At 33.6% G+C, this 14,617-nt stretch carries 10 protein-coding genes; 1 reads left to right on the top strand and 9 read right to left on the bottom strand.

Features of this window, described 5'->3' with window-relative positions; all coding sequences use genetic code 11:
- Positions 1 to 19 precede the first annotated feature (19 nt).
- The 6 genes from ilvB to L0U72_RS08995 all read right to left on the bottom strand — a co-directional run bounded on the left by ilvB (position 20) and on the right by L0U72_RS08995 (position 8,212).
- On the bottom strand, positions 20 to 1,753 hold the full coding sequence (ilvB, locus tag L0U72_RS09020; RefSeq protein WP_233898937.1) for a biosynthetic-type acetolactate synthase large subunit: 1,734 nt from the start codon (positions 1,751 to 1,753) through the stop codon (positions 20 to 22).
- An 11-nt stretch (positions 1,754 to 1,764) separates the two neighbouring features.
- On the bottom strand, positions 1,765 to 3,444 hold the full coding sequence (gene ilvD / locus L0U72_RS09015) for a dihydroxy-acid dehydratase (RefSeq protein WP_233897266.1): 1,680 nt from the start codon (positions 3,442 to 3,444) through the stop codon (positions 1,765 to 1,767).
- 473 nt (positions 3,445 to 3,917) lie between these two features.
- Positions 3,918 to 5,033 (bottom strand): 3-isopropylmalate dehydrogenase, encoded by a 1,116-nt coding sequence (gene leuB, locus L0U72_RS09010; RefSeq protein ID WP_233898936.1) that lies wholly within the window; start codon positions 5,031 to 5,033, stop codon positions 3,918 to 3,920.
- Positions 5,034 to 5,049: 16 nt separating this feature from the next.
- Positions 5,050 to 5,628, bottom strand: coding sequence for a 3-isopropylmalate dehydratase small subunit (leuD, locus tag L0U72_RS09005; RefSeq protein ID WP_233862156.1), 579 nt, complete (start codon positions 5,626 to 5,628; stop codon positions 5,050 to 5,052).
- A 13-nt stretch (positions 5,629 to 5,641) separates the two neighbouring features.
- Positions 5,642 to 7,024 (bottom strand): 3-isopropylmalate dehydratase large subunit, encoded by a 1,383-nt coding sequence (leuC, locus tag L0U72_RS09000; RefSeq protein ID WP_233898935.1) that lies wholly within the window; start codon positions 7,022 to 7,024, stop codon positions 5,642 to 5,644.
- Positions 7,025 to 7,036: 12 nt separating this feature from the next.
- Complete coding sequence (locus L0U72_RS08995) at positions 7,037 to 8,212, bottom strand: 2-isopropylmalate synthase (RefSeq protein WP_233898934.1); 1,176 nt, start codon at positions 8,210 to 8,212, stop codon at positions 7,037 to 7,039.
- 131 nt (positions 8,213 to 8,343) lie between these two features.
- Here L0U72_RS08995 and L0U72_RS08990 point away from each other — a divergent pair, with 131 nt between their 5' ends.
- Positions 8,344 to 9,909 (top strand): hypothetical protein, encoded by a 1,566-nt coding sequence (locus L0U72_RS08990; protein ID WP_233898933.1) that lies wholly within the window; start codon positions 8,344 to 8,346, stop codon positions 9,907 to 9,909.
- A gap of 19 nt (positions 9,910 to 9,928) precedes the next feature.
- On the opposite strand, the gene metF is transcribed toward L0U72_RS08990, so the two are convergent.
- From metF to L0U72_RS08975, 3 genes are read right to left on the bottom strand one after another with little or no spacing between them, the layout of a single operon-like run.
- Positions 9,929 to 10,885, bottom strand: coding sequence for a methylenetetrahydrofolate reductase [NAD(P)H] (gene metF / locus L0U72_RS08985; protein WP_233898932.1), 957 nt, complete (start codon positions 10,883 to 10,885; stop codon positions 9,929 to 9,931).
- A gap of 52 nt (positions 10,886 to 10,937) precedes the next feature.
- Positions 10,938 to 13,628 (bottom strand): methionine synthase, encoded by a 2,691-nt coding sequence (metH, locus tag L0U72_RS08980; protein ID WP_233898931.1) that lies wholly within the window; start codon positions 13,626 to 13,628, stop codon positions 10,938 to 10,940.
- Positions 13,619 to 14,611 carry a homocysteine S-methyltransferase family protein gene (locus L0U72_RS08975; RefSeq protein ID WP_233898930.1) on the bottom strand — a complete coding sequence of 331 codons (993 nt, stop codon included), beginning with the start codon at positions 14,609 to 14,611 and terminating at the stop codon, positions 13,619 to 13,621. The genes metH and L0U72_RS08975 overlap by 10 nt, the downstream gene beginning before the upstream one ends.
- Positions 14,612 to 14,617: the final 6 nt, after the last annotated feature.

Genomic DNA, 14,617 nt, shown 5'->3' with positions numbered 1-14,617 from the left:
TTTCCATAATTACGATATTTTACGATAATCTTATATCTGAAACTGATGCTCCTGTTTCTATCATCGGAAACACATTATTTTCTTTTTCTACACAAACTTCCAAGAAGTAAGCGTCTTTAGATGCCATCATTTCTTTAACCGTGCTTGCTAAATCTTCTCTTTTAGTAACTCTTTTTGCATCGATGCTATATCCTTTTGCGATTGCTACAAAATCAGGATTTGTCATTTCTGTTGATGCGTATCTTTTATCAAAAAATAATTGTTGCCATTGACGAACCATTCCTAAAAATTCGTTGTTAAGTACGACAATTTTCACCGCTGTTTTATTCTGTAAAATAGTTCCTAATTCTTGAATGGTCATTTGAAAACCACCATCACCAGCAATCATTACAACTTCTCTTTCGGGTGCTCCCATTTTCGCTCCAATTGCAGCAGGTAACGCAAAGCCCATCGTTCCTAATCCGCCAGAGGTAATATTACTTTTTGTTTTATTAAATTTCGCATAACGACAGGTAAACATTTGGTGTTGTCCAACATCAGAAACAATAATAGCATCGCCACCAGAAGCGATATTTATTTCCTTTAGAACCTCCGCCATAGTTAAGCCATCTTTTGATGGAAATAAATCTTCTTTCTTTACTTTATCATATTCGATGACTTCTAATTTGGTGAATTCTGCTAACCATTCAGTATGTTTATTTTGGTTGATTAACGGTAAAATTTCGGCTAAACTTTCTTTAACATCACCTAAAACAGGTACGTCTGCTTTTACATTTTTATCAATTTCGGCAGGATCTATTTCAAAATGAATAACCTTTGCTTGTTTGGCGTACTTACTTAAATCACCAGTAACGCGGTCATCAAAACGCATTCCGACAGCAATTAACACATCGCATTCATTGGTTAAAACATTGGGTGCATAATTTCCGTGCATACCAACCATACCAATATTTAGTTGATGATCGGTTGGCAATGCTGATAACCCTAAAATTGTCCAAGCTGAAGGAATATCTGCTTTTTCAATAAAAGCCTTAAACTCTTGTTCTGCTTCTCCTAAAATAACACCTTGTCCAAAAACAACTAAAGGTTTTTTAGCCTTGTTGATTAATGCTGCAGCCGCTTTAACTTGTGTTAAATCAACGTCTGGTTTTGCTTTATAACTACGTATTGATGTACATTTTTTGTATTCAAAATCGAAAGTTTCAAACTGTGCATCTTTAGTAATATCAATTAAAACAGGTCCTGGACGACCAGATTTTGCGATATAAAATGCTTTTGCAAAAATTTCAGGAATTTCCGAAGCTTTTGTAATTTGATAATTCCATTTGGTTACAGGTGTTGAAATACCAACAATATCGGTTTCTTGAAAAGCATCCGATCCTAATAAATGTGATGCTACTTGCCCGGTTACGCAAACCATTGGCGTAGAATCTATTTGTGCATCGGCAATACCTGTAATTAAATTGGTAGCTCCAGGTCCTGAAGTTGCCAATGCAACCCCTACTTTACCTGTTGCTCTGGCAAATCCTTGTGCAGCATGTGTTGCTCCTTGCTCATGACGTGTTAATACGTGGTTTATTTTGCCTTCGTATTTGTACAATTCATCATAAACTGGCATAATTGCGCCACCAGGATATCCATAAATTAAATCTGCTCCTTCTTCAAGTAAACATTTTACAACAGCTTCTGCGCCAGAAATGTGTACTTTTTCCTTAGTAGCTATTGTTGATGTTAGTTCGGTTTTCGTGTTCATAATTTCAGCGATTAAAATGCATCGGTAACACATCCTTTCGATGCTGATGCTACTGTTTTTGCGTATTTATATAAAATTCCTTTTTTGTGTTTTAATGCAGGAGCAACCCAACGTTTTCTTCTTTCTGCTAATTCTTCTTCTGAAATTAAAACATTTATCGTATTATCTTCGGCACTAATTTTAATTTTATCACCTGTTTTCAGTAAAGCAATATTTCCTCCAGATTGTGCTTCAGGCGTAATATGTCCTACTACGAATCCGTGTGTTCCTCCAGAGAAACGACCATCGGTAATTAAAGCGACCGATTTCCCTAAACCTGCTCCCATAATAAGTGAAGTTGGTTTTAACATTTCTGGCATTCCTGGTCCTCCTTTTGGTCCAACATATCGAATAACTACGACATCTCCTTTTTCAACTTCTCCATTTGATATTCCTGTATTTGCGGCTTGTTCACCATCATATACGACTGCTTTTCCTTCAAAAAGTAAGCCTTCGTTTCCTGAAATTTTAGCGACAGCTCCTTCGCTAGCTAAATTCCCATAAATTATTTGAATATTTCCTGATGTTTTTAAGGCTTTATCTGTTGGATGAATTACATCTTGTGCTTCAAATTCCATTGGCGTAACATCGGCTAAATTCTCGGCTAAAGTTTTTCCTGTTACCGTTAAACAATCGCCATGTAAATAGCCATTATCTAACAAATATTTCATAATTGCAGGCGTTCCTCCTACTGAATGAACATCTTCCATTAAATATTTTCCTGAAGGTTTTAAATCAGCAATTAAAGGAGTTCTATCACTTACTTTTTGAAAATCATCTAACGTAAAATCAATATCTGCAGCATGTGCAATTGCTAAAAAGTGCAATACCGCATTGGTTGATCCGCCTAAAGCATTTACAAGTGCAATAGCATTTTCTATTGATTTTTTAGAGATAATATCCAAAGGTTTTAAATCTAAAATCAATAAATTTTTAATTGCCAAAGCGGTTCTTTCTGCTTCGGATAATTTATTAGGATTTTCGGCAGGAATTGAAGAATTATAAGGCAATGAAAACCCCATACATTCAATTGCGGAAGCCATGGTATTAGCGGTGTACATTCCGCCACAAGCTCCTGCACCTGGAATCGCTCTTTTGATAATTTCTTTATATTCGTCTTCGTCAATTTCGCCTGCGACTTTTTGCCCTAAAGCTTCAAAAGCCGATACGATATTTAATTTTTTTCCTTTATAATTTCCAGAAGCGATTGTTCCACCGTACATCATAATTGACGGACGATTTAAACGTAACATCGCAATAACAGCACCAGGCATATTTTTATCGCAACCAACTACGGAAACTAGTGCATCGTAACTTTGTGCGTTCATTACAATTTCAATAGAATCGGCAATAACATCTCTTGATGCTAATGAATAATTCATTCCTGAAGTTCCCATAGAAATTCCATCAGAAACACCAATTGTATTAAAACCTAAACCGACTAAACCTGCAATTTTTGTTTCAATTTTAACTTCTGATGCCAGATTATTCAAGTGCATATTACACGGATTTCCATCATATCCTGTACTTGCAATACCAACTTGAGCTTTACTCATATCTTCTTCTGTTAAGCCCACGGCATATAACATTGCTTGAGAAGCTGGTTGCGATTCGTCTTGTGTTAATCTACGACTGTGTTTATTTAATTCCATTTTACTTTCTTTTCTTTTTTAACCTAAATACAACGAGTTCTATTTTTTATCGTTTTATTGTTTTCATTATAATTTTCTAACTTATTTGAACCTGTTGTAACTTTGTTACTCAAAATTATCTAATTCATAGCACATCTATTGTATAATTTCTATAATTTAATGATATCTACAAACGCCTTTTACGACTCAAACACCTAATTAACAAATATTTAAACTATTTATTTTCTAATATTCAATAGCCTATTTTTTTTAGAAATTTTAAATAATAGCCATAAAAAAAGCTCCCTAAAAAATAGGAAGCTTTCAATTTATAATTATAAAAATATATACTTCCTATCCTTGCAAAATAATTACAATGACAATAATAGAAATAATATTTAAAATTTGTTTTTTCATTTGATTCTGCAAATATGCATGTTTTTTATTAAAGTATCCTAGGTAATTTCAATTTATTTTGATAAAAAATATAATTATTATATAATCGTACTTTGTCCAGTATGGATATTTTTAAAATTGATGTTGCTATCTTCCTGATTATAAATATAATCTTCGATAAAATCGCCGACTTTGCTAGTTCCGAAATTTTTATCAGAATGAATATCTTCGGTCGTAATTCCTAATTCTAATGATTTTTCGACAGCTTTTTCTATCAATTCTGCTTCTTCGTGTAATTCTAAATGTTTTAGCAACATCGCTGCGGATAAAATAGATGCCAATGGATTAGCGATATTTTTTCCTTTTGCCTGTGGAAATGAACCGTGAATTGGTTCAAAAAGTGCATTTTCTTTTCCGATAGAAGAAGATGCTAATAAACCGATAGAACCACCAATTACACTTGCTTCATCTGATAAAATATCGCCAAATAAATTTTCGGTTAAAATAACATCAAACTGCGTTGGATTTAAAATTAATTGCATTGCTGCGTTATCAACAAAAATAAAATCAAGTGCAACATCAGGATATTGTTTCACCAAAGCGGTAACTGTTTTACGCCATAGTCTTGAGGTTTCTAACACATTTGCCTTATCAACTAACGTTAATTTTTTTCTTCTATTTTGAGCAGCTTTAAAAGCTAAATGTGCAATACGTTCAATTTCAAATACCGAATAAGAACAACCATCAAAAGCGGTTTGCTTATCTTCACTTAATTCTTTTGTTCCGAAGTAAATACCGCCTGTTAATTCTCTATAAATGGTAATATCAGTTCCTTCAATAATTGCTCTTTTTAAAGGAGAATTATCAATTAATTGACTGTATGCTTTTACAGGACGTTCGTTACAAAAAAGCCCTAATTCCTTTCTTAATTTTAACAAACCTTGTTCTGGGCGCACCTTTGCGGTAGGGTCGTTATCATATTTAGGATCGCCAATTGCACCAAACAAAATAGCATCACTTTTTCTACATAAATCAATGGTTTGTTCTGGCAACGGATTTCCTGTAACATCAATAGCACAAGCTCCCATTAAGCCTTCGTTAAATATAAAGGTATGGTCATACACATTTGCTACTGCTTTTAAAACTTTTTGAGCTTGAGCAGTTACTTCGGGTCCTATACCATCCCCTGGAATTACAGCGATATTAAATTTCATTTTTTATATTTTTTGATTATAATGATGCTTCAAAAGCTTCTATTTTATCTTTTTTACTAACTAAAAAATCGATATCATCATACCCATTAATCATACATACTTTTTTATATGGATTGATATCAAATTCGCTGGTACCAACGGGTGTTTTTAGTTGTTGATTTTCCAAATCTACAATTATTTCGGTGTTTGGTTTTTCAAGTACTACTTTTAATAATTCTTTTAAATATTCTTCGGATACTTGTACAGGTAAAATTCCGTTATTCAAAGCATTTCCTTTAAATATATCAGCAAAAAAACTACTGATAACTACTTTAAAACCATAGCCAGACAACGCCCAAGCCGCGTGTTCTCTACTCGAACCGCATCCAAAATTATCGCCAGCAACTAAAATACTTCCTTTATAATTTTTATTATTTAAGATAAAATCTTCGTTTATGCTTCCATCTTTATGAAAACGCCAATCTCTAAAAACATTATCGCCGAAGCCTTTTTTATCAGTCGCTTTTAAAAAACGAGCGGGAATAATTTGATCGGTATCCACATTTTCTGTTGTTAGCGGAACTGCGGTATCTGTTAATTTTATAAACTTTTCCATTTTATTTAACGTATTAATTTAATGGTTTTGTAATATCAATGATTTTCCCTGCTACGGCTGCTGCTGCTGCCATTAATGGGCTTGCTAAAATGGTTCTAGAACCCTGTCCTTGTCTTCCTTCAAAATTTCTATTTGATGTTGAAACACAATATTCTCCTTCCGGAATTTTATCATCATTCATCGCTAAACAAGCCGAACATCCTGGTTGACGCAATTCAAAACCAGCCGTTTCAAAAATAGTTTTTAAGCCTTCGGATTCAATTTGTTTTGCCACTTTTTGCGACCCAGGAACTAGCCAAGCGTTTACATTTTGCGCTTTTTGCTTTCCTTTTACGTAATTTGCAACTTCTCTAAAATCTTCAATTCTAGAATTAGTACAACTTCCAATAAACACGTAATTTATTTTTTTATCAATTAAACTTTCTCCTTTTTGAAAATTCATATAGGATAATGATTTTTCAAAAGACGCATCATTTTCCTGCGGAATATTTTCAGAAATTTTAATTCCCATTCCTGGATTTGTTCCGAAAGTAAGCATCGGCTCAATATCTTCAGCATTTAACGTATATTCCTTATCAAAAGTAGCATCAGCATCCGTTTTTAAGGTTTTCCAATAGGCTACTTTTTTATCAAAATTTTCGCCTTTCGGAGCAAATTCTTTTCCTTTTACATAGTCAAAAGTAGTTTGGTCAGGAGCAATCATTCCACCTCTTGCACCCATTTCGATACTCATATTACAAACCGTCATTCTGCCTTCCATCGACATTTCTTCAAAGACATTTCCTGCGTATTCGCAAAAATACCCTGTCCCTGAATTGGTTCCTAATTGAGCGATAATATATAAAATAACATCTTTAGGTAAAACGCCTTTTTTCAATTTTCCGTTTACGGTAACTCGCAAACTTTTCGGTTTTTGAAGCAACAAACATTGACTTGCAAAAACTTGTGCTACTTGACTTGTTCCAATTCCGAAGGCAATGGTTCCAAAAGCTCCATGCGTAGAAGTATGAGAATCTCCACAAACCATGGTCATTCCAGGCTGTGTAATTCCTAATTCTGGCGCAATAACGTGTACAATTCCGTTATTTTTGTGCCCTAATTCATATAAAGTAATATTATTTTCCTTGCAATTTTTAGTTAATTCCGCTAGTTGATTTCTAGATAAATCGTCTTCAATAGGTAAATGTTGATTTACCGTTGGCGTATTATGGTCAGCAGTTGCAACAATTTTATCAGGACGCGCTACGGAAATTCCACGTTCTTTTAGTTCGTTAAAAGCCTGCGGACTGGTAACTTCATGAATTAAATGTTTGTCGATATATAAAACTTGTGGACCGTTTTCAATAGAATCGACCACATGAGCATCCCAAACTTTGTCAAATAATGTTTTTCCCATTATCATTTATATTTATGATATTATTATTTTTGATATTTTATTGACTTCCTTCATTAATCTATGAAGATCTTCATCAATCACTTCTTTTTGTGTATCAGCAACTTTTAAAAATAACTGATACGCCGAATCTAACTGTATTTTTGTCAATTCGTAGCCAATATTTTTAGAACGATATGCCAAGGCGGCTCTTCCGCTTCGAGCCGTTAAAACGATAGCACTTTCAGTAACTCCAACATCCAACGGATTCATAATTTCATAGGTTTCTCTATTTTTGATAACCCCATCTTGATGAATTCCTGAACTATGCGCAAAGGCATTTGCTCCAACAATTGCCTTATTTGGCTGTACTAGCATCCCCATACTTTCACGCACCATCATACTGGTATCGTATAATAATTTGGTATTAATATCGGTTTGCAAATTCAAATACGGATGTTGTTTTAAAATCATTACGACTTCTTCTAGTGCGGTATTTCCTGCACGTTCTCCGATTCCGTTAATCGTACATTCTATTTGCCTTGCACCATTGATAACTCCAGCAATTGAATTTGCGGTTGCCAAACCTAAATCATTATGACAATGACAAGATAAGATTACATTTTCAATTCCTTTTACATTTTCTTTTAAATACTTGATTTTCGCACCATATTCTTCAGGCAAACAATATCCTGTGGTATCAGGAATGTTTAAAACTGTTGCGCCTGATTGTATCATTTCTTCACAGACTTTGGCTAAAAAAGCATTGTCTGTTCTTCCTGCATCTTCGGCATAAAATTCGACATCATCTACAAAATTCTTGGCATAAGAAACCGCTTCTTTTCCTCTTCGGATAACTTCACTTTGCGACGAATTAAATTTATATTTTATATGAGAATCACTTGTTCCGATTCCTGTATGTATTCTTGGTTTTACAGCATATTTTAACGCCTCTGCTGCTACTTCAATATCTTTTTTTACGGCTCTTGTTAAACCACAAACCGTGGCATTTTTAACAATTTTTGATATTTCATGTACAGAAGCAAAATCTCCTGGACTCGACACAGGAAAACCAGCTTCAATAACATCCACGCCTAAAAAATCAAGTCGTTCGGCAATAATTAATTTTTGTGTGGTGTCTAACTTACAACCAGGCACTTGCTCGCCATCACGAAGTGTTGTATCAAAAATTTGGACTTTATCGTTTTGCATCTCTATTAATTTATTTACCTTTAATTAATCAAATATATATATTAGTGCGATTAATTTATTTTTTTAAAAGCAACTACTTACGATATTAAAGCTAAAAAAACATATTTTAAAATACTGATAAACAAAAACTTATGATTAAATCTACTACACTATCCAATCAACAAAACGATATGTTATTTGTTTTGATAAAATCATTATCAAAATCCGAAAAACGTCAGTTTAATCTTTACGTTGGTCGTTTAGAAGGAAATAATCACGCAAAGTTTTTTGCACTATTCAAATTCTTAGAAAAACAAAAAAAATATGATGAAAAAATAATCATCAAAAGTGGGATTGTGAGCAAGCAACAATTATCAAACTTAAAAGCCCATCTATACAAACAATTATTGATTAGTTTACGTATGAATCCAGCACATAAAAATATCCGAATTCAAATTCGAGAATTATTGGATTTTGCGACTATTTTATATCAAAAAGGATTGTACAAACAAAGTTTAAAACTACTCGATAAAGCCAAAAATATGGCAATTGATAGCGAAGAGAAAAACATTGCGTACGAAATTGTAGAATTTGAAAAACTAATTGAAAGTCAACACATTACACGAAGTATTAATACTCGAGCCGATGAATTAACGATTCAAGCAAAAGAACTAAGTCAGCAAAATGTAATTACGAGTAAATTATCGAATTTATCCTTGCAATTATACGGCGCGTTGCTAAAAACAGGCTATGCCAGAAATGATATCGAACTTCAAAAAGTACATACATATTTCAATTCTAAATTGCCAAATTATGATTACAAAAAATTAGGGTTCAGAGAAAAATTATGGCTTTACAAAGCAAATTTATGGCGTAGTTTTTTAACGCAAGATTTTCTTCAGAGTTATAAATATGCACATAAATGGGTCTATTTATTTAAAAATGATACCCGAAATATTACGATTAATCCAGTTTTTTATCTGAAAGGAAAAAATTATTTACTGGAAAGTTTATTTTTTATCAAACATTTTGAAAAATTTAAAGAAGAGCTTACTTCTTTTGAGCAAGAAATTGACAATAATTTAATTCCGATAAATAGCAATACCGAAATTTTAATTTTTCAATATTATTATGCCAATAAATTACACTTGCATTTTTTAGAAGGAACTTTTTCGGAAGGAGAATATTTAGTGGCAACTATCAATAGTAAAATTGCACTTTATAAAAATAAATTAGATAATCATCATATTGTGCTGATGTATTACAAAATAGCGAGTTTGTATTTTGGAATGGGAAAAAATAAAGAATGTATTTTCTATTTGAATAAAATTATTTCTTCTAAAAAAATTCATGTTGCCGAAGACCTGCAATGTTTTGCCCGAATTTTAAGCTTAATTGCTCATTACGAATGTGGTTTAGATTATGATTTTGAACGTCAATTTAAAGACACCTACCGCTTTTTATTAAAAATGGAAAATCTTCAAGAAGTTCAAAAAGAATTTATATCTTCAATAAAAGCGTTAGGTGATGTTTTTCCGCATCAAATAAAAAAGGAATTTAAAAAAATATACGACCGTTTAAAAGTATATGAACATCATCCGTATGAAAAAAGAGCTTTTTTATATTTAGATATTCTTTCTTGGCTAGAATCTAAAATTGCCAATAAAACTGTCGCCGAAATTATCAAAAATAAATATCTTCAAAATAAAAAACAGTAAAAAAAATAGTACTAAAAATTTAAAATAACGCGTTGGCAATGGCTTTAATATTATCACTTTTTCCCATCGAATAATAATGTAAAACAGGCACACCCGCTTTTAATAACTCTTGTGATTGTGCAATTGCCCATGCAATGCCAACCTCTCGAACCTGCTCATTATTTTTACACAATTCTATTTCGATGATTAAATCTTGTGGCAAATCAATTTTAAAAACTTGTGGCAATAATTGCAGATGACGCTTTACCGCAATGGGTTTTATTCCAGGGATAATCGGTACGGTAATGCCTATTTCTCTTGCGTGCTTTACAAACTCAAAATACTTTTTATTGTCAAAAAACATTTGCGTAACCACATAATCTGCTCCTGCATCAACTTTTTCTTTCAATCTCTTTAAATCAGTTTGTAAAGAAGGAGCTTCTAAATGTTTTTCAGGATACCCAGCAACACCGATACAAAAATCAGCTTTATGATTTGCTTCAATAACATCGTGTAAATACTTCCCTTTATTCAAATTTTGAATTTGATTCACCAAAGAAGTTGCATATTGATGCCCACCTTTACTTCTTTCAAAATATTTTTGATGACTCATGGCATCGCCCCGCAACGCCATGACATTTTCAATTCCTAAATAATGGCAATCGACCAATAAATATTCGGTTTCTTCTTTGCTAAAACCGCCACAAAGCACGTGTGGCACGGTATCGACATCGTATTTATGTTTTATCGCCGCGCAAATTCCGACTGTTCCAGGGCGCATTCTAGTAATTTTCCGATCTAATAAACCGTTTCCTTTATCAATATATAAATGCTCTTCTCTTGACGTTGTTACATCAATAAAAGGCGGTTTAAATTCCATTAACGGCTCAATATTTTGATATAAATCTTGAATATTATTTCCTTTTTTCGGCGGAATTATTTCAAACGAAAATAATGTTTTTCCATTTGCTTTTTCAATATGTTTGGTTACTTTCATGGCGTTTTAAATAGTTTTTTTGTAGTTTTTTCATGTGATTAAAAAAAGTGATTTATACCTCAGCAATAGCAGGATGCAACCATTTTCTAGCTTTTTCTAGTGTGATATTTTTTCTAGTAGCAAAATCACGAACTTGGTCATCGGTAATTTTCCCTAATCCAAAGTATTTTGCTTCTTTATTTGCAAAATAATATCCTGAAACTGCTGCTGCTGGCCACATCGCTAAACTATCAGTAAGGGTTACGCCTATTTTTTCTTCGACATTTAAAAGACTCCAAATTGTTTGTTTTTCCAAATGGTCAGGACAAGCAGGATAACCAGGTGCAGGGCGGATTCCTTTATAAGTTTCCTTTATTAATTCTTCGTTGGATAAATTTTCATCAACTGCATATCCCCAATGTTTTGTTCGTATTCTGTGATGCAAATATTCCGCAAAAGCTTCGGCAAAACGATCGGCAATTGCTTGTACCATAATCGCATTATAATCATCTTCTTGGTCTTTATATTTTTTAGCTAACTGGTCAGCTCCAAAAATTGCGGTACAAAATGCGCCCATATAGTCTTGTTTTCCTGATTCTTTTGGAGCGATAAAATCGGCTAAAGCAATACTTGGTTTTCCATCTCGCTTTTTTAATTGCTGACGTAGGGTTCTAAAAACAGCAATTTCTTTTGAATTTTTCTGAATGGAAATATCATCATCGTTTATAGAATTTGCTTCAAATAAACCAAAAATCCCTTTAGGTTTTAATAATTGTTTCGTAATGATTTTATCTAAAATAATTCTTGAATCTTCAAATAATTGTGTTGCCTGTTCACCGACAATTTCATCTGTTAAAATAGCGGGATATTTTCCATGTAAATCCCAACTTCTAAAAAACGGACTCCAATCAATAAAAGGTAACAAATCTTTTAAACTAACTTGCTCTATGGTTTGAACACCTAATTCTTTTGGTTTTACTATTGATGACGTTTCCCAGTCAATTTTAAATTTACGTTTACGCGCTTCTTCAATAGAAATATACGCTTTTGATTTACCTCGTTTTAAGAACTTTTCCCGAAATTCATCGTAGTCTTTTTTTAGTTTTGCAACATAAGCGTTACTCGTTTCTTTATTTAATAAATCGCTGACAACCGTTACCGCTCTTGAAGCATCATTTACATGAACCACCGCATTTTTATATTGAGTATCTATTTTTACCGCCGTATGTGCTTTTGAAGTTGTTGCGCCGCCAATTAACAACGGAACTGTAAAATTTTGACGCTCCATTTCTTTTGCCAAATACACCATTTCATCTAAAGAAGGCGTTATTAATCCTGATAAACCAATAATATCAACCTGTTCTTTTTTAGCCATTTCGATAATTTTTTCAGGTGCAACCATTACACCTAAATCAACAATTTCGTAACTATTACAACCTAAAACAACACTTACAATATTTTTACCAATATCATGAACATCACCTTTTACAGTTGCCATTAAAATTTTCCCTAAAGCTTGTTGTTTTTCGCCTTTTTCGGCTTCAATAAATGGGTTTAAATATGCCACTGCTTTTTTCATCACCCGAGCCGATTTTACCACTTGAGGCAGAAACATTTTTCCTGCACCAAATAAATCGCCAACCACATTCATACCGATCATTAAATTGCCTTCAATAACTTGAATTGGTTTTTGCGCTTCTTGCCGTGCTTGTTCAATATCTTCTAAAATAAAAGCATCAATTCCTTTTACCAAACAATGTGTAATTCGGTCTTGCAATGGCAAACTTCGCCAAGCTAAAACAGTTGCTTCATCTTGTTTTTTAACACCTTTTACGGTTTCTGCAAAATCTAACAAACGCTCCGTTGCGTCTTCTCTTTTATCTAAAATAACATCTTCAATATGCGCTAATAAATCCTTTGGAATATCATCATAAATTTCTAACATCGCAGGATTTACAATTCCGATATTCATCCCTGCTTGAATCGCATAATATAGAAAAACCGAGTGCATTGCTTCTCGCACGGTATTATTTCCACGGAAAGAAAAAGACACATTACTAACGCCACCACTTACGCTTACGTTTGGCAAATTTTGACGCACCCAACGAGTTGCTTCAATAAAATCGATGGCATTTTTTCGATGTTCTTCCATTCCTGTAGCGACAGGAAAAATATTCAAATCAAAAATAATATCTTCGGATGCAAAGCCTACTTTATCAACCAAAACACGATACGAACGTTCAGCAATTTCGATACGTCTTTGATAAGTATCAGCTTGCCCAACCTCATCAAAAGCCATAACAATTACCGCCGCTCCGTATCTTTTAACCTGCGTTGCTTGCCAAATAAAATTTTCTTCGCCTTCTTTTAAAGAAATAGAATTTACAATACTTTTTCCTTGTACAACTTGTAAACCTGCTTCAATAATTTCCCACTTTGAGCTATCAATCATCAGCGGAACACGGCAAATATCAGGCTCGGCGGCAATCAAATTTAAAAAACGAACCATGGCTTGTTTTCCATCAATCAAACCATCATCCATATTAATATCGATAATTTGCGCTCCGCCTTCTACCTGATGCCTTGCAACGGCTAATGCTTCTTCAAATTTTTCTTCTTTTATCAATCGTAAAAACTTACGAGAACCTGCAACATTGGTACGTTCTCCAACGTTAATAAAATTGCTATTTTCATTTAAAACCAATGGTTCTAAACCCGATAAATGCAAATATTTTTCTTGTTTAATTTCTTGTTTTATAGGCATTTTCTTGGAGGATATTTAGTTGCTAATTGGGCAATTACAGCAATATGTTCTGGCGTTGTTCCGCAGCATCCGCCGATAATATTTATCAGATTTTTCTTGAAATATTCTTCAATTTGATCTGCCATTTCTTGAGCAGTTTCATCGTATTCGCCAAAAGCATTTGGAAGTCCAGCATTTGGATGCGCCGAAATTGCAAAGTTAGTTTTCGATGCGATTGCTTCTAAGTGAGGTTGTAATAAATTAGCGCCTAAAGCACAATTAAATCCTACGGATAACAGCGGAATATGAGAAATAGAAATTAAAAAAGCTTCGGCAGTTTGCCCCGACAACGTTCTTCCGCTGGCATCGGTAATTGTACCGCTTAACATGATTGGAACGTCTATTTTTCGGGCTTCTTTTACTTCTTCAATGGCAAATAATGCCGCTTTTGCGTTTAGGGTATCAAAAACAGTTTCTACTAATAAAATATCGCAACCGCCATCTAAAAGTGCTTCCACTTGTTGCTTATAAGCGATGCGTAATTCATCAAAAGTAACGGCTCTATAGCCAGGATCATTTACATCTGGCGACATACTTGCGGTACGATTTGTTGGACCTATTGAACCTGCTACAAATCGTGGTTTATGCGGTTCTTTTTGGGTAAATTCATCGGCAACTTCTTTGGCTATTTTTGCTGATTGATAATTTAATTCATAGACTAAATTTTCCATTTGATAATCAGCCATCGCAATTGTTGTCCCTGAAAAAGTATTGGTTTCTATAATATCGGCACCTGCTGCAAAATATTTTGCATGGATTTCTTTTATAGCTTCGGGCTGTGTAAGGGAAAGTAAATCGTTGTTTCCTTGCAACGATGTTGGATAATTTTTAAAGCGTTTTCCTCGGAAATCTTCTTCGGTAAATTTATACGCCTGAAGCATCGTTCCCATTGCTCCATCGAGCACTAGAATACGTTTTTGTATTTCTTGATAAATGTTTGACATTCCTGA

The organism is Tenacibaculum piscium, from assembly GCF_021390755.1.
GTDB lineage: Bacteria > Bacteroidota > Bacteroidia > Flavobacteriales > Flavobacteriaceae > Polaribacter > Polaribacter piscius.
The sequence above is the reverse complement of the archived record's forward strand: the minus strand, read 5'-3'. Positions and strand labels throughout refer to the sequence as shown.

Bases quoted from the DNA above. Each gene is read 5' to 3' on its own strand.
- ilvB (WP_233898937.1), bottom strand. From the start codon at position 1,753: ATGAACACGAAAACCGAACTAACATCAACAATAGCTACTAAGGAAAAA.
- ilvD (WP_233897266.1), bottom strand. From the start codon at position 3,444: ATGGAATTAAATAAACACAGTCGTAGATTAACACAAGACGAATCGCAA.
- leuB (WP_233898936.1), bottom strand. From the start codon at position 5,033: ATGAAATTTAATATCGCTGTAATTCCAGGGGATGGTATAGGACCCGAA.
- leuD (WP_233862156.1), bottom strand. From the start codon at position 5,628: ATGGAAAAGTTTATAAAATTAACAGATACCGCAGTTCCGCTAACAACA.
- leuC (WP_233898935.1), bottom strand. From the start codon at position 7,024: ATGGGAAAAACATTATTTGACAAAGTTTGGGATGCTCATGTGGTCGAT.
- L0U72_RS08995 (WP_233898934.1), bottom strand. From the start codon at position 8,212: ATGCAAAACGATAAAGTCCAAATTTTTGATACAACACTTCGTGATGGC.
- L0U72_RS08990 (WP_233898933.1), top strand. From the start codon at position 8,344: ATGATTAAATCTACTACACTATCCAATCAACAAAACGATATGTTATTT.
- metF (WP_233898932.1), bottom strand. From the start codon at position 10,885: ATGAAAGTAACCAAACATATTGAAAAAGCAAATGGAAAAACATTATTT.
- metH (WP_233898931.1), bottom strand. From the start codon at position 13,628: ATGCCTATAAAACAAGAAATTAAACAAGAAAAATATTTGCATTTATCG.
- L0U72_RS08975 (WP_233898930.1), bottom strand. From the start codon at position 14,611: ATGTCAAACATTTATCAAGAAATACAAAAACGTATTCTAGTGCTCGAT.